At 45.1% G+C, this 20,736-nt stretch carries 16 protein-coding genes; 4 read left to right on the top strand and 12 right to left on the bottom strand.

The genetic code is table 11. The features are described 5' to 3' along the window. Positions 1-155 precede the first annotated feature (155 nt). The gene (gene yfbV / locus OCV11_RS06215) at positions 156-608 is read right to left on the bottom strand and encodes a terminus macrodomain insulation protein YfbV (protein ID WP_261895704.1); all 453 of its coding nucleotides are present in this window, start codon (positions 606-608) and stop codon (positions 156-158) included. 347 nt (positions 609-955) lie between these two features. On the opposite strand from yfbV, the gene OCV11_RS06210 reads away from it, so the two are divergent. Beyond that, positions 956-2,152 carry an acetate kinase gene (locus tag OCV11_RS06210; RefSeq protein ID WP_261895703.1) on the top strand — a complete coding sequence of 399 codons (1,197 nt, stop codon included), beginning with the start codon at positions 956-958 and terminating at the stop codon, positions 2,150-2,152. A gap of 152 nt (positions 2,153-2,304) precedes the next feature. Further along, a complete protein-coding gene (gene pta / locus OCV11_RS06205; protein ID WP_261895702.1) occupies positions 2,305-4,437 on the top strand; it encodes a phosphate acetyltransferase in 2,133 nt (710 codons plus the stop codon). 131 nt (positions 4,438-4,568) lie between these two features. On the opposite strand, the gene OCV11_RS24975 is transcribed toward pta, so the two are convergent. The 8 genes from OCV11_RS24975 to OCV11_RS06160 all read right to left on the bottom strand — a co-directional run bounded on the left by OCV11_RS24975 (position 4,569) and on the right by OCV11_RS06160 (position 13,842). Beyond that, positions 4,569-5,870, bottom strand: coding sequence for a methyl-accepting chemotaxis protein (locus OCV11_RS24975; RefSeq protein ID WP_315972745.1), 1,302 nt, complete (start codon positions 5,868-5,870; stop codon positions 4,569-4,571). 166 nt (positions 5,871-6,036) lie between these two features. Beyond that, positions 6,037-6,984 (bottom strand): glutathione S-transferase family protein, encoded by a 948-nt coding sequence (locus OCV11_RS06190; protein WP_261896237.1) that lies wholly within the window; start codon positions 6,982-6,984, stop codon positions 6,037-6,039. A 214-nt stretch (positions 6,985-7,198) separates the two neighbouring features. After that, positions 7,199-8,188: a murein tripeptide/oligopeptide ABC transporter ATP binding protein OppF gene (gene oppF, locus OCV11_RS06185; protein ID WP_315972744.1), complete on the bottom strand. Its 990-nt coding sequence runs from the start codon at positions 8,186-8,188 to the stop codon at positions 7,199-7,201. After that, a complete protein-coding gene (gene oppD / locus OCV11_RS06180) occupies positions 8,185-9,156 on the bottom strand; it encodes an ABC transporter ATP-binding protein (protein WP_261896236.1) in 972 nt (323 codons plus the stop codon). The genes oppF and oppD overlap by 4 nt, the downstream gene beginning before the upstream one ends. Before the next feature lie 34 nt (positions 9,157-9,190). Continuing rightward, positions 9,191-10,093: an oligopeptide ABC transporter permease OppC gene (oppC, locus tag OCV11_RS06175; RefSeq protein ID WP_261895700.1), complete on the bottom strand. Its 903-nt coding sequence runs from the start codon at positions 10,091-10,093 to the stop codon at positions 9,191-9,193. Between the two features lie 14 nt (positions 10,094-10,107). Continuing rightward, on the bottom strand, positions 10,108-11,031 hold the full coding sequence (gene oppB, locus OCV11_RS06170; RefSeq protein WP_261895699.1) for an oligopeptide ABC transporter permease OppB: 924 nt from the start codon (positions 11,029-11,031) through the stop codon (positions 10,108-10,110). Between the two features lie 99 nt (positions 11,032-11,130). After that, entirely contained in the window at positions 11,131-12,762 is a 1,632-nt protein-coding gene (locus OCV11_RS06165) for an ABC transporter substrate-binding protein (protein WP_261895698.1), read from the bottom strand. A gap of 708 nt (positions 12,763-13,470) precedes the next feature. Continuing rightward, complete coding sequence (locus OCV11_RS06160; RefSeq protein WP_261896235.1) at positions 13,471-13,842, bottom strand: DMT family protein; 372 nt, start codon at positions 13,840-13,842, stop codon at positions 13,471-13,473. A 325-nt stretch (positions 13,843-14,167) separates the two neighbouring features. Between OCV11_RS06160 and OCV11_RS06155 the strand changes: the two genes are divergently transcribed. Together OCV11_RS06155 and OCV11_RS06150 are read left to right on the top strand one after the other, a co-directional pair. Beyond that, positions 14,168-15,091: an aminoimidazole riboside kinase gene (locus tag OCV11_RS06155; RefSeq protein WP_261895697.1), complete on the top strand. Its 924-nt coding sequence runs from the start codon at positions 14,168-14,170 to the stop codon at positions 15,089-15,091. A gap of 350 nt (positions 15,092-15,441) precedes the next feature. Next, positions 15,442-16,824: a carbohydrate porin gene (locus OCV11_RS06150; protein WP_261895696.1), complete on the top strand. Its 1,383-nt coding sequence runs from the start codon at positions 15,442-15,444 to the stop codon at positions 16,822-16,824. Between the two features lie 150 nt (positions 16,825-16,974). Here OCV11_RS06150 and OCV11_RS06145 read toward each other — a convergent pair whose 3' ends face one another. The 3 genes from OCV11_RS06145 to OCV11_RS06135 all read right to left on the bottom strand — a co-directional run bounded on the left by OCV11_RS06145 (position 16,975) and on the right by OCV11_RS06135 (position 20,728). Continuing rightward, positions 16,975-17,733, bottom strand: a complete 759-nt coding sequence (locus OCV11_RS06145; protein WP_261895695.1) for a class I SAM-dependent methyltransferase — start codon at positions 17,731-17,733, stop codon at positions 16,975-16,977. Positions 17,734-17,951: 218 nt separating this feature from the next. After that, the gene (locus OCV11_RS06140) at positions 17,952-19,577 is read right to left on the bottom strand and encodes a glycoside hydrolase family 32 protein (protein ID WP_261895694.1); all 1,626 of its coding nucleotides are present in this window, start codon (positions 19,575-19,577) and stop codon (positions 17,952-17,954) included. 161 nt (positions 19,578-19,738) lie between these two features. Further along, positions 19,739-20,728: a LacI family DNA-binding transcriptional regulator gene (locus tag OCV11_RS06135; RefSeq protein ID WP_261895693.1), complete on the bottom strand. Its 990-nt coding sequence runs from the start codon at positions 20,726-20,728 to the stop codon at positions 19,739-19,741. Positions 20,729-20,736 lie beyond the last annotated feature (8 nt).

The raw sequence follows: 20,736 nt of genomic DNA, 5'->3' as shown, positions 1-20,736 counted from the left end.
TTTGCTAAAGGGAAGCAGCAACATCAGATAATTAGCAAAAATGATAGGGGGATTTTTGATAGGCAAAAGAAATGCTAAAGGCACTCAAACCAAAGCTGATTTGAGCACCGTCACAATTTAAATTTGTGTGTCTTAGAAACTGTGTTTTGGTTGTTTTAGAACCAACGTTCTAAGGCCGTTTCATCTAGATGACGAAACGCACGGTTTAAGATAGTAGCAAGCTCTTTATAACGCGGTCTTGCTTTCATCGGTTCAAGGGCACACCCTGACTCGACAATCTTTTGGTGCAGTTCACGATACCACGTTGCCAAGCTTGGTGGTAACTGGGTATTGGCACGATTACCAAGCCACCAGATACCTTGCAGCGGTAGGCTCATCGCGAATAAAGCTGTCACTATCGCCTGTGGCATGGCATCCAAATTGTGAAACACCATTTGAGTTAAGACACCGATAGCGGCGACTGCCGGCATCACTTTTACAGCAAATTTAGTAGCTTTAATGATTCGCTGCTCGGGAAAAATGAGGTTGAGCTCCTTGCGTACCGGCCATGTGTCCATGTACTTCTGGCCATCTTTTAAACAATAAATGATGCCGACTCGATTACTCATAAGCATTTTCTCACTCTCTAAGCGACCATTTCTTAAAAAATAGTTGAATGATTCAACAAATGACGCAAAAATTTGACTAAAGCTAATATCGTTTCAAATTTTTTTTGTTATATTAGTCCATTGTCGCTATCCTTTGCGGACTTTTTTCGCTTCCGCGTCGCCATTCAAACTAAGTATGGCAACTAAGGAGCAAATTAGCACGGATCGCTAAGACGAATTTTCTGACTCTGTCACGTCTTTAACAATGGAATTTATTTTTTTATTGACCAAGATTAGTACGTATCCCCAAGGATTGCTACGCCTCTTGGGAAATTTTTTACCCTAACTGATATTACAGGTAGTTACTCATGTCTAAGCTAGTTTTAGTTTTAAACTGCGGTAGTTCTTCGCTAAAGTTCGCAATCGTTGATGCTAATAACGGCGACGAGCATCTAACAGGTCTAGCAGAATGTCTACACCTTCCAGAAGCTCGAATCAAGTGGAAACTTGATGGTAAACACGAAGCTCAACTTGGTGATGGCGCAGCTCACGATGAAGCTCTGACTTTCATCGTAGAAACTATTCTTGCTTCTAAGCCAGAATTGGCAGAGCAGCTAAAAGCAATTGGTCACCGTGTGGTACACGGCGGCGAAAAATTCACTCAATCTGCATTGATTGACAACGACGTACTGCAAGGTATTGAAGACTGTGCAACTCTAGCACCGCTTCACAACCCAGCACACATCATTGGTATTAAAGCAGCACAAAAAGCATTCCCAGCACTGAAAAACGTTGCTGTGTTTGACACTGCTTTCCACCAAACTATGCCTGAAGAAGCATACCTATACGCTCTACCATACAGCCTGTACAAAGAGCACGCAATCCGTCGTTACGGCATGCACGGTACTTCTCACCTATTCATCGCTCGTGAAGCAGCAGAGCGTCTAGGTAAACCAGCTAACGAACTGAACATCATCAACTGCCACCTAGGTAACGGTGCTTCTGTTTGTGCAATCAAGAACGGTCAATCTGTTGATACATCAATGGGTCTAACTCCTCTTGAAGGTTTGGTAATGGGTACTCGTTGTGGTGATATCGATCCTGCGATCATTTTCCACCTACACGACACTCTTGGTTACTCTGTAGCAGACATCAACAAAATGTTGACAAAAGAATCTGGTCTACAAGGTCTAACTGAAGTGACTTCTGACTGCCGTTTCGTTGAAGACAACTACGGTCAAAAAGAAGAAGCAACTCGTGCAATGGACGTATTCTGCCACCGTTTGGCTAAATATGTTGCTGGTTACACTGCAAGCCTAGACGGTCGCCTAGACGCAATCGTATTTACTGGCGGTATCGGTGAAAACTCAGCTCCTATCCGTGAAATGGTTCTAAACCGTCTAGCCATTTTCGGTATCGAATTGGATAGCGCAGCAAACCTTAAAGCACGTTTTGGCGGCGAAGGTGTAATCACATCTGAAGCTAGCCGCATCCCAGCAATGGTTATCTCTACTAACGAAGAGCTAGTGATTGCTGAAGATACTGCGCGTCTAGCGGGTATCTAATTTTTGCCCTACTGGCTAACGGAAACGTTAGCCAGTATTTCATTGGGGCTTAACTCCTATTCCACTCCCCAAAGAGGAATAAGCAGTTAAGCTTTGTTTCCTCTCCAATCTAAGTGATTAGATTGAAATCAATAGTTAGAGGTATTTAACGAATGTCCCGTACTATTATGCTTATCCCAATCAGCTCTGGTGTTGGTCTAACCAGCGTGAGCATGGGTGTTCTACGTTCTATGGAACGTAAAGGCGTAAGCGTTTCTTTTTTCAAACCTATCGCACAACCACGTCACGGTGGTGATCAACCAGATTTGACAACAACCATCATTGGTAAAGACATCAAAACTGCTGAACCAGTTGCAATGTCTGCAGCTGAAAACTGGCTAGGTGCTGAACAAACTGACGTACTTCTAGAAACTATCGTTGAACGCTACAACCAAATCAACGACGCAGAAGTGACTCTAATTGAAGGTCTAGTACCAACTCGCAAACACCCATTTGCTAACCAAATGAACGCGGAAATCGCGGCAACTCTTGGTGCAGAAATCGTGTTTGTTGCAAGTCCTGGCACTGACAACCCAAGCCAACTAAAAGAACGTATCGAAGTAGCATGTTCTAACTTTGGCGGCACTAAAAACAAAAACATCAAAGGCGTTATCATTAACAAACTTAACGCTCCTGTTGATGAAGCTGGCCGTACTCGTCCAGACCTATCTGAAATCTTCGATGGTTCTGACGCAGCACAACAAGCTAACGTTGAAGTGATGCAAATCTTCAACACTAGCCCAATCCGTGTGCTAGGTTGTGTGCCTTGGAATATCGATCTTATCGCAACTCGCGCGATCGATATGGCTCAACATTTGAATGCTGACATCATCAACGCTGGTGAAATCAACACTCGTCGTATTAAGAGCATCACTTTCTGTGCTCGTTCAATCCCTAACATGATTGAACACTTCAAACCAGGTTCACTACTAGTGACTTCTGCTGACCGTCCAGACGTCATCGTTGCTGCTTCTCTAGCTGCAATGAACGGCGTGGAAATCGGCGCACTACTATTGACTGGCGGTTACGACATCCCTGCTGAAATCGTTGACCTATGTAAACCTGCTTTCGATTCTGGTCTTCCAGTGATCAAAGCACAAGGTAACACATGGCAAACTTCGCTAAACCTACAAAGCTTTAGCCTAGAAGTTCCAGCAGACGACAAAGAACGTATCGAACTTGTTAGCGACCATGTTGCTGGCCACATCGATGGTCCTTGGATTGACTCTCTAACTGAAGGCACTCAAGGCATTCGTCGTCTAAGCCCACCAGCATTCCGTTACCAACTAACTGAACTTGCTCGTAAAGCTGGCAAACGCATCATCCTTCCTGAAGGTGATGAGCCACGTACAGTTAAAGCTGCTGCACTATGTGCTGAACGCGGTATCGCAACTTGTGTACTTCTAGGTAACCCAGAAGAGATCAAACGTGTTGCGGCTCAACAAGGTGTTGAGCTAGGTGCTGGCGTTGAAATCATCGACTCTAATGCAGTTCGTGAAAACTACGTTGCTCGTCTTGTTGAGCTACGTGCTAAGAAAGGCATGACTGAAGTTGTTGCTCGTGAAAAACTAGAAGACTCTGTTTTCCTAGGCACAATGATGTTAGAAGCTGGCGAAGTGGATGGTCTAGTATCAGGTGCGGTTCACACTACTGCGAACACTATCGTACCTCCATTCCAAATCATCAAAACAGCACCTAACGCGTCTATCGTGTCTTCTGTGTTCTTCATGCTGCTACCTGACCAAGTATTGGTTTACGGTGACTGTGCGATCAACCCAGATCCAACTGCTGAAGAACTTGCTGAAATCGCAATTCAATCTGCTGATTCTGCTAAAGCATTCGGTATCGACCCACGCGTAGCGATGATCTCTTACTCTACTGGTACTTCTGGTAAGGGTGCAGACGTTGATAAAGTTCGCGAAGCAACTCGCATCGCACAAGAAAAACGTCCAGATCTTGTTATCGATGGTCCTCTACAGTACGACGCTGCAATCATGGAAAACGTAGCTGCTTCTAAAGCACCTAACTCTCCAGTAGCAGGTAAAGCAACTGTATTTGTATTCCCAGACCTAAACACTGGTAACACAACTTACAAAGCGGTACAACGTTCTGCAGACCTAGTCTCTATCGGTCCAATGCTGCAAGGTATGCGTAAACCAGTTAACGACCTGTCTCGCGGCGCGTTGGTTGACGATATCGTTTACACTATCGCTCTTACTGCAATCCAAGCAACTCAAGAAGCTTAATTCTCCAGTTGTTGGTTCAGTAATACAAAAGCCCTCTTGCGAGGGCTTTTTACTATCCATGACTACGACCAGTTTCCATGCCACCAGCCAGTCACTTATGGCTCACCACTTAATAAACTGATCACTCAGCGTTATTTGTGTGACGCATTTAGATTAGCAACGGTATTCGAGACGTTTTCAGCGCCGCGATAGATCTCATCCATCACTTGCGACACTTCTGCGATCTTATCGCTGCCTTCCAATGAGATTTGGCTAACCTGCTCCATCATGTCAGTCACTTCGCGCAGTTGCGTGCGGTTTTCATTCACCACACTCTCAATCTGGAACGTCGACTCACCAGTACGCGACGCAAGTTTGCGCACTTCGTCCGCCACCACCGCAAAACCACGGCCATATTCACCGGCACGCGCTGCTTCAATCGCTGCGTTCAGTGCCAATAAGTTGGTTTGCTCGGCGATACTTTTAATGGTGGAGACCATCTCTTCAATGTTCTCTGAGCTGGCATTCAAAGCGCCCACTTTATTTTTGGTTGCGCCAACGCGATCGGAAATATTTTGCGATACGTTCACCGCTTGACCGAGCAGCTTAGCGCCATCTTGCGCAATTTGGGCAGTCTCAACCGATGTGCTGTAAGCCACTTCCGACGCTTTGGCAATAGCTAAGTTACGCTCAACTTCGGTGGTGGTGTCTGAGGCAAATTTGACCACTTTAACCACTTTCCCCTTTTCATCAAAGACAGGGTTATAGGTTGCTTCAATCCACACATTTGCGCCACGTTTACTGCGCCGCAAAAACTGCCCAGCTTGAAAACGCCCTTTACCAAGGTCTTCCCAAAAACGAGGGTATTCACGGTAAAAATCATCAAAACAAAACAGACTATGCGACTTACCTACCACTTCATTAAGGGAGTACCCCAAAAGATCGAGGAAATTCTTGTTGGCGTGCAGCACAGTACCTTTGGTATCAAACTCAATCACGGCTAAGGATTTATTTAGCGCTCCAAGTAGCGCTTCATTTTTTAAATCCCGTTCATAAAGTTCAGTGATGTCCGAGGCAATTTTTGCCACACCAGTAACGCGACCTTGGCTATCCATGATCGGAAAATAGGTGGCTTCTAAAACCACAACTGCACCAGATTTAGTCACACGATGGAATTTACCCTCATGCGGTTCACCGCGAGCTAGCGACTGCCAAAAAGATTGATATTGAGAGGAGGATACATACTCTGGCGTACAGAACATACGGTGATGTTGACCAACCACCTCATTGCGGGTGTAGCCTAACACGCTAAGAAATAGGTCATTGACGTCTACCACTTCGCCGGTCGCGGTAAATTCTATCCAAGGGACAAAACGAGTGATCGAACGATAAACATGGTCGGAATGGGATGTCTGATTTGCATCAGTGGGTTTAGCTTGGCGCTTAAAGAACATTCTCTTCTCCGGGCCATCAGTTGGGTGAGATTCGCCTGATAACCACACTAGGTGTCATATACTGGACACAGTGTATGTACAATCATTAGCAATCGCAAATATTGTGTACTCTTTGATCACTTATCATCAGTATTCAAAGAGTACACAAGAGGCTAAGCAGAGAAAACTAGGCAATTAACGCCCGATCATGCGGTGAGTCCAAATCCAGATCCGGTCCATTTGGCACCACTTGAGTTGGATTGATCATGGTGTGGCTGAAATAGTAATGGCGCTTAATATGATAAAAATCGGTCGTGCCTTTTACACCTGGATACTGATACAGCTCTTTCAAATACCCTTGCAGATTAGGGTAATCTGCTATGCGTTTTTTATTGCATTTAAAATGACCCACATACACAGCATCAAAACGCACTAAGGTGGTAAACAGACGCCAATCCGCTTCAGTAATGCGAGTGCCTGCGAGGTAACGGTTGCCAGCTAAATGCGCTTCAACACGGTCTAGGGCAGCAAACAGCGAGTCATAAGCTTCATCATAGGCTTCTTGTGTGGTCGCAAAGCCACACCGATACACCCCATTGTTGATGTTAGGATAAATGAACGCATTCCACTCATCGATCACGTTTCGCAACTCTTTCGGGTAAAAATCTTCGTGATTACCAGTCAGCTCATCAAAGGCACTATTGAACATACGGATGATTTCTGAAGACTCGTTACTGACTATGGTGTTGGTCTGTTTGTCCCATAATACGGGCACCGTGACACGACCTGTGTAATCGGCTTTCGCTTGAGTGTAGATTTGATGCAGCTTAGTGTGCCCAAACAGCGGTTCTGGAATACCGAATTTCCAGCCATCATGCATCATATCAGGGCAAACAATGGTGACACCGATGTGTTCAGTTAGCCCTTTTAATTGGCGAAAGATAAGCGTGCGATGCGCCCATGGGCACGCAAGAGAAACATAGAGATGATAACGGTCAGATTCCGGCTTAAAGCGAGCCTCTGGGCGGTTTTCAATCCAATCACGAAATCCTGCGTCTTCGCGAACAAATTGACCACCGTTGCTTTTCGTGTCGTACCACTGATCGTGCCACTTACCTTGAACCAGCATTCCCATCATTGACCTCACTTTCATCGTTATCGTTGTTAGTGAAGCCATTATAGAAAACTGACCAGTGGGCTAAACCCATGTGAGTTGGCTTAGTTATTCAAAAAATTTGAACACGTTTGATTTTGCCTTACCGGACAAGCCAAGCGCTTCGATAAATCGCAGACATAAAAAAAGCGCGACCCAAAAAGGGAGTCGCGCTTATGCCCGTCACAGGCTGAAATTATGCTTCAACTTGCAAGCAAGAGACGCTGTGTGCGTCGCTGCCTTTAATTTGAGGCTTAGTTTTCGCACAAGCTTCAGTCGCTTGTGGACAACGGGTACGGAACACACAGCCAGATGGAGGGCTAATTGGTGAAGGTAAGTCACCTTCCAACATCTGGATTGTTTTTGCGCGTTCTAGGCGTGGGTCAGGAATCGGCACCGCAGACATCAACGCTTTGGTATATGGGTGCAATGGGTTAGAGAACAACTCTTCAGAAGTGCCCAACTCAACTGCATTACCCAAATACATCACCAACACACGGTCAGAGATGTGTTTCACTACAGAAAGGTCGTGCGCAATGAACACTAGGCTTAGGCCAAGTTCAGATTGCAGTTCTTTCAATAGGTTAACTACCTGTGCTTGAATAGAAACGTCCAGAGCAGAAACAGGTTCGTCACAGATGATCATCTTAGGATTCAAGATCAGCGCACGAGCGATACCGATACGTTGACATTGACCACCTGAGAATTCGTGAGGATAACGGTTGATAACGTTAGGTAGTAGACCCACCTTCGCCATCATCTCCTTCACGCGATCTTTCACTTCCTGCTTGCTCAGTTCTGGATAGAAAGTCTGCAATGGTTCAGCGATGATATCACCCACAGTCATACGAGGATTCAAAGACGCCAATGGGTCTTGGAAAATCATCTGAATTTCTTTGCGAGTGTTACGACGCTGAACGTCTTTCATGCGAGTGAGGTCTTGTCCTAACCATACGACTTCGCCTTCAGTAGCTTGAACCAAGCCGATGATGGCGCGAGCGAAGGTAGACTTACCACAACCTGATTCACCAACCACACCCAGTGTTTCACCTTCGAACAAACGAACGTTAACACCGTCCACCGCTTTCAGCTGTGAAGGTTTTGACCATGGCCAAGCTGACTTGGCCGCGATGCTAAAGTGAACCTTAAGATCTTTAACGTCTAGAATGACTTTTTTGTCGCTCATTTGTTCCAAGTCTCCCAATCAGAAAAACAGGCACGCTGACGGCCATCACCAAATGGTGTCAGGATAGGTGCTTCACGTTTACAACGGTCTGTTACGCGGTGGCAACGCTCTTGATAAGGGCAACCAACAGGCAGACGCAGTAAGTTTGGCGGATTGCCTGGAATCGTTGGCAATTTCTCACCAACAGAATCCAAACGAGGGATGGCTTTGAGCAGCCCTTCCGCGTATGGGTGACTTGGATTGTAGAAGATCTCGTCGACTTTACCGTATTCCATGGTACGACCCGCATACATCACTAGCACTTTGTCACAAGAACCAGCTACGACACCCAAATCGTGGGTAATCATGATGATAGCGGTGTTAAATTCCGTTTTAAGTTCATTAAGCAGATCCATGATCTGCGCTTGAACGGTTACGTCCAAAGCGGTAGTTGGCTCATCGGCAATCAACAACTTAGGACGACATAATAGTGCCATGGCAATCATAACACGTTGACGCATACCGCCCGAAAACTCGTGCGGATACATAGTAATACGCTTGCGAGCTTCAGGGATTTTCACTGCTTCAAGCATGCGTACAGACTCTTCAAACGCTTCAGCTTTACTCATACCTTTGTGGAGCATCAGCACTTCCATCAGCTGATCGCTCACTTTCATGTATGGGTTAAGTGAGGTCATCGGGTCTTGGAAGATCATCGCAATCTGCTGAGAACGAACTTTGTTCAGCTCTTTCTCAGGCAGGTTAAGAATTTCACGACCTTCAAATTTTGCGCTACCTGAGATAATGCCGTTTTTCGCCAGCAGACCCATGATAGCAAATACCGTTTGTGACTTACCTGAACCAGATTCACCCACGATACCTAGCGTCTCACCTTGATTCAGGGAGAAGTTCAAATCGTTTACTGCGGTGACGATACCATCTTGCGTGGTAAATTCGACTCGCAGGTCTTTTACGTCTAACAAGCTCATCATTGCTTCCTTAATCTTTTTAGACTTTTAGTTATTATCTGTCTTTAGGGTCAAGTGCGTCACGAAGACCATCACCAACATAGTTAAAGCAGAACAGGGTCAACACCATGAATGCTGCTGGGTACAGAAGTTGCCAAATAGCCACTTCCATTGTGTTTGCGCCTTCTTGCAGCAAAGCACCCCAACTTGTCATTGGCTCTTGAACACCCAGACCAAGGAATGAAAGGAACGATTCAGTCAAGATCATGCTTGGAATCAATAGGGTTGAGTAAACCGCTACGATACCCAATACGTTTGGCACGATATGACGAGTGATAATTTTCCAGTTGCTCACACCACATACGTGGGCAGCTTCAATAAATTCCTTACTGCGTAGGCTCAGGGTCTGACCACGTACAATACGCGCCATATCAAGCCAAGCGATAGCACCAATGGCAACGAAGATCAGATAGATTTCACGGCCAAAGAAAGTTACCAATACGATAACTAGGAACATAAATGGAATTGAGTTCAAAATCTCAAGAGTACGCATCATAACGCGGTCAGCACGACCACCGATGAAGCCAGACGCTGCACCGTAAAGCGTACCTATGATGACAGCAACAGAAGCGCCAAGGATACCCACCATCAGTGAGATACGGCCGCCAATGAGGGTACGGACAAACAAGTCACGACCCAGAGCATCCGTACCAAACAGGTGATCCCATGATGGAGCAGCATGCATTGCATACCAGTCGGTATCATCATATGTGTATTGAGAGAACATCGGCAGGAAAATCACTGCCAACGTGATTAAGACTAGGACAAACAACGACACCATCGCTGCTTTGTTGCGCACAAAACGAATACGCGCGTCCTGCCATAAACTACGACCTTCAATTTCTAAGTTTTCAGAGAATTTTTCGATCGCTTCGATATTTTCTTTTTTCGTAAACATAGCTCTCGTGTCTCTTAGTAGCGAATCTTCGGATCGATGTAAGCCAACAGAATATCAACGATGGCATTAAACAGAATGAATAGCAGACCGATAAGAATCGTCACGCCCATTACCAATGAGTAGTCGCGGTTAAAGGCAGCGTTCACAAACAGCTTACCGATACCAGGTAGACCGAAAATGGTCTCAACCACTACTGAACCAGTAATGATACCCACGAATGCGGGGCCCATATAAGACACAACGGGTAGCAACGCCGGTTTCAATGCGTGCTTCATAACGATATAACCGTAGCTAAGGCCTTTAGCGCGTGCAGTGCGGATAAAGTTACTGTTAAGTGTCTCGATCATAGAACCACGGGTAATACGAGCGAACGTAGCAACATACATCAAAGACATCGCTAACACAGGAAGAGCCATGTACTTAAATGATCCATCAAGCCAACCACCAGCGGGAGCCCAATGAAGCGAAATGGCGAAAAGGTAAATCAAGACAGGCGCGAGAACGAACGATGGCATCACCACCCCGACCATAGCTAACGCCATTATCGTATAATCCCACCAGCTATTTTGCTTGAGTGCAGCGATCGTACCGATACCCACACCGAAAATAACCGTGAAAATAAACGCAACAAAACCCACTTTTGCCGATACAGGCAAAGCACTACTAATCAGTTCATTTACTGAATAGTCTTTGTATTTAAACGATGGACCAAAGTCGCCTTTGATAACCACGTTTGTTAGATAAGTGAAATACTGCTCAGATACAGGTTTATCTAAACCGTATTTTGCGTTGATGTTAGCCATAACTTCTGGCGGTAAAGGACGCTCAGAAGAGAATGGGTTACCCGGCGCAAAGCGCATCAAGAAGAAGGAAATTGTGATCAATACCAACATTGTTGGGATTGCTTCAAAAATCCTCTTAATCATGAATTTAAGCATAAACTCACTCTTTCAGTCTGTGACAATTTAAATGGAAAAGACCTGCATGCTCAATGGCATGCAGTGTCTAAATTATAATAGTTTTACTGACGTTAAATCTTATTTAGCAATCACGTACAGGTCTTTCGTGTAGATCTTGTCTTCTGCGTTATGCATTGGGTAACCACCAACTTGTGGAGACACTAGACGAGTATTTACATATTGATAAACCGGAGCGATTGGCATGTCTTTCGCTAGAACTTTTTCAGCTTCTACGTAGAGATCGCTGCGTTCTTTCTCAGAAGTCGATTCAAGCGCTTTCGCCATGATACCGTCGTACTCTTTGCTATCGTAACGTTGGTCGTTAGACGCGTTGTTAGATTGCATTAGCGTTAGGAAGGTTGAAGCTTCGTTGTAGTCGCCACACCAGCCAGCACGAGTCACGTCGTAGTTACCTTCGCGACGTGTATCTAGGAAAGTTTTCCATTCTTGGTTTTCAAGACTGATATCCACGCCCAACTCTTTTTTCCACATAGATTGAACAGCAGTTGCTAGTTTCTTGTGGTTTTCTGAAGTGTTGTACAGCAGAGTGAATTTCAGAGGATGGCTTGCATCAAAACCAGCTTCTTTCAACAACTCTTTTGCTTTAGCAACGCGTTGTTTTTGAGTCCATGTACCGTACTCAGGCATTACTGGGTTGAAGCCAGCAGTGATTTCTGGTGTTAGGAAGTAAGCAGGTTTTTGACCTTGGCCAAGGATTGCATTAGTGATGATGTCGCGGTCGATTGCGTAAGATAGTGCTTTACGTACGCGTACATCGTCAAATGGTGCACGTTTGGTGTTGAAACCGTAGTAGTAAGTACATAGCGAACCAGTGATTTTCAGCTCGTTCGGATGTTCTTTTTTCAAGCGACGGAACTGTTCTAGTGGAACAGAAGACGTGATATCGATCTCGCCAGATAGGAAACGGTTCATTTCCGACTGTTGGTTTTCGATAGGAAGATAAGTCACTTGGCTGATAACAGTGTGTTTGTTATCCCAGTAGTTAGGGTTACGCTTCATTACCATGCGTTCGTTAACTACCCATTTGTCTAGAGTGTATGCACCGTTGCCCACGAAGTGTTCAGGTTTAGTCCACTCATCACCCCATTTTTCTACTGTCGCTTTATGAACAGGTTTCACTGTAGTGTGACCCATCATTTTCACGAAGTAAGGAACCGCTGTTTCTAGGTTCACTTCTAGGGTGTAATCGTCTAGCGCTTTTACGCCTAGAGTCGATTTGTCTTTTTTCCCTGCGATGATGTCAGCTGCGTTTGCCATCGTGGTCATTTCAAGATACCAAGAGTATGGAGACGCGGTAGCTGGATCAACAACACGTTGGAAGCTGTACACGAAATCGTGTGCAGTTACAGGATCACCGTTCGACCATTTTGCATTGTGACGCAAATGGAAGATAAAGGTTTTGTTATCCTTAGTTTCCCAGCTTTCAGCAACTGCAGGAACAACGTTACCGTCTTTATCAGAGTTCACTAGACCTTCAAAAAGGTCGCGAATCACGTTGGATTCAGGAACACCTTCCGTTTTTTGAGGGTCGATAGACGCAACTTCAGTGCCGTTACCACGGACCAGTTCCTGAACAGGAGCTAATTTGGTACCAGCTGGAACGTCAGCTGCTAAAGAAGAAAAAGAAGCGGTAGCCACTGCTAGGCCAGCACCTAAAAGAAGGGCTTGAGTGATTTTGTTTTTATACATGCATAAACTCCAAGTTTTAATTCTGCATCCATGACATCTTCGCGTAGTTTCTAGAACGGCTAGCAGGTGAAAAAGTTGAGTTTACAGAAATTCAACAATTTCCTATGCGAAGATTTCGGCACACATTATCAATCATTGGTGTAATTTGCCATAAAAACTGAGGCGTATTTGGCTACACTTTATTCATTTGCTGAATATAGACAGCCAGCCCTAGGTGCAAATTACTGATAAGTAAAATAAATCAATGAAATTATCGATGAAATCAATGTGCTAAAAACTCAATTAAGGTTCGTTTTTTATACAAACCAGGTCGAATTTTTCGCACCGAATCTATCACTTGATGTGCGGTACGTCTAATGAATTGTGATATTAATCGAGAAACAAGTCAGAATTTTGTGAATTTAGTCACCGCCTGCACCGTCTTGGACCAAATTAACCAAGTTGGGTTGGTAAAATGTTGCATAAAAACTCAGCAAATGTGCACAAAGATATATGTTTAAATAACCATTAGTCTCTGTGCACACTTTGAACAAATACTCATAAATTCATGATATTAGTTGTTCTAATAGCCCATTAGCTCAACTTTAAATCGAATTTATTCTCATTAGTAATAGAAATATTGGTTATTAAAAGAACAATGATTTAAAAGCGATATAAATAATAATTCATCTATTATTCTTAACGCATCAATTCGTCCTTGATGAGTAATTAGACAACTTGTTCCATAAAGGCCAATATTTGTGGTCGGAAAATAAAGAAAACCGCCCCTAATAAACACAAGCCAGCCCATACGAAATCCCAACGAAAGGGTTCTTTCATATAAATAAGGGCAAAAGGAACAAACACCGTTAAGGTAATCACTTCTTGGATGATTTTTAACTGCCCTAAATTGAGCACAGAATAACCAATACGGTTCGCAGGTACTTGAAATAGATATTCAAATAACGCGATACCCCAACTCAGCAGCGCTGCCACAATCCAAGGCTTGTGCCCCAATTCGCGCAGGTGGGCATACCATGCAAACGTCATAAAGATGTTACTGATAAACAATAAGCCTACAGTCACTAAGGCAGGAGGCAATCCAAACATAAAGGTTCTCTTCTTTTCTAGCTGATACGCCAAGCGCTTAACGCTTGATTAAGTCAGTGATTTTCCCTACCTGAGCAAGGCCTCTGACCTTGCTGCGCAGTGTGCTCTTTTTCGCCATTTTGTCAATCAGCCCCTCTTTTAAAATCGCTTTTGGGCACGTTCCCAAAAAAGCAATGTTTTTTGTCATTTTGAGTTTAAATCGACTAACAGGATCACGTTTTCGACATTCCCCTAAGCGGATTGAGGTTCTGCTCTTTTTTTCCAATTTGGCGTTCGTTTACACTGCGGCCAATAGATTCAACTATCGGAGTGAATAATGAACAGAGTTTGGGTTACTGGTGATGCGGTGATTGACCTTATCCCTGATGACGACATGCGTTATCTAAAATGTCCTGGCGGAGCCCCAGCGAATGTGGCCGTTGCCATTGCACGTCTTGCCGGTGACAGTGCTTTCTTTGGTCGTGTCGGTAATGATCCTTTTGGCAAATTTCTGCGCACAACACTAGAAAATGAACAGGTTAACTGTCAGCACTTAGTGTTAGACCCGGTTCATCGTACCTCGACCGTTGTGGTTGATCTCGACGATCATGGCGAACGCAGTTTCACCTTTATGGTTAAGCCAAGTGCCGACCAATTCTTTTGCGAGCAAGATATCCCAGCATTTGAAGCCAACCAATGGTTACACGTTTGCTCAATCGCGCTTGCCAATGAACCAAGCCGCTCAGCAACACTCATGGCCATGAATAAAATGAAACAAGCCCAAGGCTTTATTAGCTTTGACCCCAACTTACGTGAAGAAGTTTGGGCCAACCCAGCAGAGCTCATCCCTACCGTGATGCAGGCAGTCGCACTCGCGGATGTGGTGAAGTTCTCTGACGATGAACTGATGCTACTTACGCAAACCGATTCTCTTACGTCGGGCATTGCCGCGCTGCAAACACTGGATATTCCGGTCGTAGTGATCACTCAAGGTGTGAAAGGTGCACTGTTGATCACGCAAGGTCAACAGCAGCTGATTCAGGGAAAAGCCATTAAGCCGGTTGATACGACTGGCGCAGGCGACGCGTTTGTCGGCGGGCTGCTTGCACAATTGGCTCAGGAAGAAAATTGGCGTGATATCGACGCTCTGACTCGCGCCATTACCAAAGCGAATGGTTGCGGCGCACTCGCCACGACCCAAAAAGGCGCCATGACTGCCCTGCCTGACCAAGCCACTCTCCAAGCTTATATCGCGCAATAACGGCATCTATAAGCAACCGGTTACACTGCTTGCTTGCTAGAGTTTTTAATCTATTCACGCGGGGGATCACACCCCGCTTTTTTATACCTCTCACCGATTGTTGAAGTGGCTCACAAACCCCATCACAGATCGTGACTTAGGTTATATTTTTCATCATTTTTAGGGAACGTTCCCTGCTTTATCTGTATAGTCACTTTCAACGAGAAAAGCTTACTAGAACGACGCTTTATTACTGAGTAAAACGTCGGCAACATAGTTAGGCAACTCAAATTCCGACATTGTTGTGAAATTTATTGGGAACGTTTGCAAGATTCCAATACTAATAACATCCATTTCGGAGTAACAATAAGATGAAAGCAAAAGCACTTACTTTGGCTCTAGCCGCCCTACTACCTACAACCTCTGTGTGGGCTGCAAGTGATATTTCTGCCCTTGAAGCGCGCATTAATGATTTAGAAAGTCGTTTAGCGCAAAACGAACAAGCAACGAAGAAAGCGGAAGACACCGCCTCTTCTTTTGAGTTTCATGGTTACGCTCGTTCTGGTCTGTTGATGAATGATGACCGTACTGGTGCCACTGGCACTGGTCCTTACATGACAGCAGCTGGTGACCTTGGCGCTCCTGTTGGCCGTTTAGGCTTAGAAGATACCAACTATTTGGAAGCGAACTTTATCCATAATCGTCAACTGGATAATGGCTCAAACGCGATGTTCAAAATCATGTTGGCCGATGGCGTTGAAACCAGCAACGACTGGACAGAAGATGAAAGCGAGTTAAACATTCGCCAAGTTTATACACAGATGTCAGGTATACCTTCTTTCACTGGTGCGTTCGCCAACTCTACAGTTTGGGCTGGTAAACGTTTTGACCGTGACAACTTTGATATCCACTTTATGGATTCTGACATCGTCTTCCTCGCAGGTACTGGTGCGGGTATTTATGATGTGCAAATGTCTGACGACTGGAAAGCCAACTTCTCTATCTACGGTCGTGATTTTGGCTCAGTAGAGAGCGCGGGAACTGACGTCGAGAACTACATCGGAACAATGAACAACCACATTGGCAAAGTTCAAGTGATGTTGAGTGCCATGTACTCAAATGACAATGCCAAAGTGACTGAAGATTCAACAGCGACTGATCGCGCTGAATCAGGTTTCCACGCATTGTTCGCTTATCACGACGATTCTTTCTATGGTCGACGCGATGGCTTTTCTAAAACTGGGATGTTGTTGGGTTCTGGTTTAGGTGCGCAGCTAAAAGGTATTGGCTCTGATGGCAACCTGAACAGCGACGCAAAAGCAGTGCGTATTTTCTCTTACGGCGTAACGAATCTGAACGACACCTGGAGCATTGCACCGGCATTGATGGCCGAAATCAGCAAAGATCGCATCAAAGATAATGATGAGTTCAAATGGGGTACATTCAACCTACGTGTACAACAGAACTTCAACGAAAACTTTGCCATGGTGTATGAAGGTTCTTACCAATACATGGACCTAGACAACTCAGTGGATACCGCGAAAGGCAGCTACTACAAAGCGACTATCGCCCCAACATTGAAACTGTCTACTGTAGCAGGCTTCTTTGACCGTCCAGAACTGCGCTTTGCTGTAAGCTATGTAGATTGGAGTAACGACCTAGACAACTTCGCAGTCAGCACAGCAACAGGTGCAACCACTATGGGTAATGGCGGCGAAACTATCTTCGCTCTACAAATGGAAACTTGGTTCTAACCTCGATTGGTTTAACCATCACATAGAGTTACGGGGCGACACTGCCTGAAAACGCTCCGTCACTCTTTTCAGTTCCCATTGTTCCCTCCCCTGATGGGAGCTGCTACCTAAATTCAATTGTCCATTCAAGCCCAACCCTGTTGGGCTTTTCTATTGCAAATAAAAGTGGCGATTACAGCATAAAAACATGCCCAACGAGAACGCCAAAACAGGTATTGCAATCAAGTGATAAAATGCCAAGGACGAAACCTGACTTAACGACTTTGGGGCTAAGTGCTTATTTTTTAGATGCACTGTGATGTGATTGTATTGCTCTCGTTCATAGACGTTGACACTTAAAACGTCAAAGCCCACGCTTGATAGTTCTGCAAGCAAATGGTTTACCGATGGTATGTGGCGATATGCAAAACCCGCTTTGCTGATATAGTGATTTTGATCGTCTTTGGCACATAAGCTACTCACAAAAAAGACCCCGTCACTGGCTAGTAACGTATAAACCAAGTGGAGAAATGTCTGCCGGTCATCACCAATGATGCAATGAAGGCAGTTTCCATCGATGATCACATCGTAGGATTCTAAAAATTCGAGCGGGGGCTGAGTGAGATCTGCCACATAGAATTGACCCGGAATCTTCATGGATAATGATTTTTCCTTAGCCCATTGGATAGCGGTTGCTGAAATATCTACCCCTGTGACTTCATAGCCTAATTGAGCGAAACGCCGACTAAAATGCCCTTCACCACAACCTAACTCAAGGAGTTTGCCTGCCGTTGGAACATCGTTTATTGAAAATACTCGATCAATAAACTCTGACTCCCGAGCCATTCTTTCATTTCCACCCCACCCTGCTAAGCCCGCATTTTTGACCTGAGCATAGATCTCGTCGTGGATTAAATAATTTGGGTTCATAACTTAACCTTGATTACTCGCTCTGCAAGCGTTTAGACATATTCATCCGCGGTCATAATCCGCTGTAGATAAAACGAGGTCAGGAACTGAGATAGGAAAGTGTTTTAGCTACATGGGCTATGTGGATTCTGTACTTAATAGATTGCGAAAAATCATTAAGTTATCCAAACAAAAAACGCAGCTAATGCTGCGTTTTTAGGGAGTTAAACCTACCGTACTTAACTCAGTGGATAGGTTTGAAATGCGCCGTTGAGTGGGTAGAAGGTTGCATCGATTGCACCGCCAAGGACTGTTGCCTTTGTCGCGTCTGCTGGCGTAAATACGCGGCTGGTCATTACCTTTTCACCATGGTTGATAAACACTTCCAAAGAAGAGTGATCAGCCAAAATGGTTAAAGCAATGTCGGCACCATCAAGTTGTAATTCACGAATCACATCGCCTTCACGTAACTCAGTTTGCGAGCGGTCAAAACGCAATACGCCCAGCTCTCTGTCAGCAATCAAACGTACTGCATAATCACTATTTTGCATCAGCTGTAACTCACTGCCCCAAGGCAGTGTCAGTTGCAGCTCAAAGCTCTTGGTGCCTAGGTCGATAGTGGTTTCACTAAGTGTCAGTGCTTGCGCTTTGCCACGTAAAGAAGTGATTTCTTGGGCTGGGGTTTGCACAATATGACCCTCTTGCCAACGCAGTTCACGTAGAGTGGTCAGCTGATGAATCCAGCCATCTTCACAGCTAGGTTGATTCACTTCATCAGGTAAGCCCATCCAGCCGACCATCACGCGGCGACCGTCTGGAGTTTGCATGCTTTGTGGCGCATAGAAATCAAAGCCTGCATCCAATTGCCATCCTTCAATAAAATGAAACGCGTCATGTTCATCTAAGGTCATGCGGAAGATACGGTTTTGGTGACCAATGGTGTGGTTTGGATTGCCATCTTTGATCCCTTGCGGACCAAAGACCAAAAAGGATTCATCACCTAATGTGAACCAATCTGGGCACTCCCACATGTAACCAAATGGCGCAAGTTCATCACCGTATAACTTATCAAACGTCCAATGAATTAAATCTGCAGAATGGTACACGGCTAAACGTCCTTCGAGGGCCGTGGTTTGCGCGCCGAGGATCATGAACCATTTGTCATTGGCATAGAAAATTTTCGGATCACGAAAATGCTCAGTGACACCTTCAGGCAATTCGCGAATCACCGGGCCATGTTTGACAAACGTTTTGCCATCAGCACTGTGAGCCATACATTGAGTCGTTTGACGATAACGCTCTTCACCTAAGCGTACGTTACCAGTGTAAAACACCCATAAGCCATCATCTTGACTGACTGCGTGCCCTGAGAATACGCCATGGCTATCAAACCAATCGGACGGGGTTAATGCAATCGACTGATGATGCCAGTTGATAAGATCCGCGCTTTTTAAATGTACCCAATGTTTGTCTTTGTGTTCACAACCGTAGGGATACCACTGATAAAACAGGTGGTAAGCACCTTCATGATAGATAAATCCGTTTGGATCGTTCACCAACCCTTGTGGCGGTGCAATATGCCATGCAGGTCGATAATGGGAAGGTTTTGGCTCAAGATAAGGCGTCGCCGCTTTACGTTGTTGTGTTGCGATCTGCTCGCCAAGAGCACGCAATTGATCATCGGTGATATTGTCACGCGCCACACTCAACTGACGCTCGCCTAACACCCACTCTGCCGAGATGGACTCTGGTAGAGGAGATGACTCTGGTTGATGAACGGCGACTGTAACTCGCCCGGCTGGCGCAAGAATGCGGCGGATATTTTCCACCCCACCAGCCAGTTCAACAAGGAATTCTAGAGACATAGTCTTACCTAATTAAATTTTTGGGAACGTTCTCAAAATATAAAACAATGCAGGGTTAAGCAAGTTTTAATGTTGGTTCAGTGTATTTGGTTCACATGGTTGTGAGGAGGCACACACAAATTTTGTGGTTACTCCTCACAAGAATGGCGTGTTAAATAGCCTTAAGGACAGGTTTGACGGGCAATATTTTGGAAAGTGAGCACCACTTTACTCATCTCTTTACCGCGTCCATCGATACGTTCTAACAACATCTTAGCTGCATTTTCACCAGCTTTATCAAAGGCATAGTTAAAAGTGGACAGGCTTGGATTGCTCACAAACGCCAGCTCATCATTACCAACGCCTAGCACTTTGATCTTCTCTCCTGCCACGAGTCCAGACTCGGTGAGTGCTTTAACCGCACCGACCGCTAAACGGTCAGTTGCACAAAATAGACCATCTAAATTGGGGTATTCAGCGAGGATCTTTTTAGTTAAACGATAGCCAGACTCAATCGAGAAATCGCTGTGTACGTGAAACAGCAACTCTTGTTGGTTCATACGTAACGCCTGCTCTAAACCTTGCGAGCGCAGTGAATCCACTGCGGTATCGTCACTTTGAACACCAACGAAACCTACCTGACGACATCCCGCTGCGATAAGTCGCACTCCTGCTTCATAGCCGACACGCGTATCATCATGCACTACGCTTGGGATGTTATACATTGAGCCATCTTGGCCTACTAGTACCACTGGCACATTCGAGCCCTGAATAGCTTGAATCAGCGGTGGATCAAGGTGGGTTGCGTAAAAGACAATGCCTTCGACACGCTTTTGATTGAAGATCTGAATGTATTCCAATTCTTTGGCATGAACTTGATGGGTGTTGGCCAGTAATACGTGTTTACCTGCCTGTTCAAAAATAGACGTTAATCCGTCGACACCTTGTGCGGTCGCATGAGATGACACGCGTGGCACAATCACACCAATTAAGTTAGTACGCTGCGATTTTAAATCCTTTGCCACTTGGTTAACCACATAACCACATTGAGCAACTGCTTCTAATACTTTGATTTTAGTTGATTCTTTAACGCCGTACTCATTGTTAATCACGCGGGAAACGGTGGATTTCGAAACGCCAGACAGACGTGCAACATCATGTAAACTCGCCATTCATGATC

It is taken from the genome of Vibrio porteresiae DSM 19223 (genome assembly GCF_024347055.1).
Lineage (GTDB): Bacteria > Pseudomonadota > Gammaproteobacteria > Enterobacterales > Vibrionaceae > Vibrio > Vibrio porteresiae.
The sequence above is the reverse complement of the archived record's forward strand: the minus strand, read 5'-3'. Positions and strand labels throughout refer to the sequence as shown.

Excerpts from the sequence above, each read along its gene's own strand:
- yfbV (WP_261895704.1), bottom strand. The coding sequence starts at position 608 with ATGAGTAATCGAGTCGGCATCATTTATTGTTTAAAAGATGGCCAGAAG.
- OCV11_RS06190 (WP_261896237.1), bottom strand. The coding sequence starts at position 6,984 with ATGGGAATGCTGGTTCAAGGTAAGTGGCACGATCAGTGGTACGACACG.
- OCV11_RS24975 (WP_315972745.1), bottom strand. The coding sequence starts at position 5,870 with ATGTTCTTTAAGCGCCAAGCTAAACCCACTGATGCAAATCAGACATCC.
- OCV11_RS06145 (WP_261895695.1), bottom strand. The coding sequence starts at position 17,733 with ATGAACCCAAATTATTTAATCCACGACGAGATCTATGCTCAGGTCAAA.
- oppB (WP_261895699.1), bottom strand. The coding sequence starts at position 11,031 with ATGCTTAAATTCATGATTAAGAGGATTTTTGAAGCAATCCCAACAATG.
- OCV11_RS06140 (WP_261895694.1), bottom strand. The coding sequence starts at position 19,577 with ATGTCTCTAGAATTCCTTGTTGAACTGGCTGGTGGGGTGGAAAATATC.
- OCV11_RS06155 (WP_261895697.1), top strand. The coding sequence starts at position 14,168 with ATGAACAGAGTTTGGGTTACTGGTGATGCGGTGATTGACCTTATCCCT.
- OCV11_RS06150 (WP_261895696.1), top strand. The coding sequence starts at position 15,442 with ATGAAAGCAAAAGCACTTACTTTGGCTCTAGCCGCCCTACTACCTACA.
- oppD (WP_261896236.1), bottom strand. The coding sequence starts at position 9,156 with ATGAGCTTGTTAGACGTAAAAGACCTGCGAGTCGAATTTACCACGCAA.
- OCV11_RS06135 (WP_261895693.1), bottom strand. The coding sequence starts at position 20,728 with ATGGCGAGTTTACATGATGTTGCACGTCTGTCTGGCGTTTCGAAATCC.
- OCV11_RS06165 (WP_261895698.1), bottom strand. The coding sequence starts at position 12,762 with ATGTATAAAAACAAAATCACTCAAGCCCTTCTTTTAGGTGCTGGCCTA.
- OCV11_RS06210 (WP_261895703.1), top strand. The coding sequence starts at position 956 with ATGTCTAAGCTAGTTTTAGTTTTAAACTGCGGTAGTTCTTCGCTAAAG.
- oppC (WP_261895700.1), bottom strand. The coding sequence starts at position 10,093 with ATGTTTACGAAAAAAGAAAATATCGAAGCGATCGAAAAATTCTCTGAA.
- pta (WP_261895702.1), top strand. The coding sequence starts at position 2,305 with ATGTCCCGTACTATTATGCTTATCCCAATCAGCTCTGGTGTTGGTCTA.
- oppF (WP_315972744.1), bottom strand. The coding sequence starts at position 8,188 with ATGAGCGACAAAAAAGTCATTCTAGACGTTAAAGATCTTAAGGTTCAC.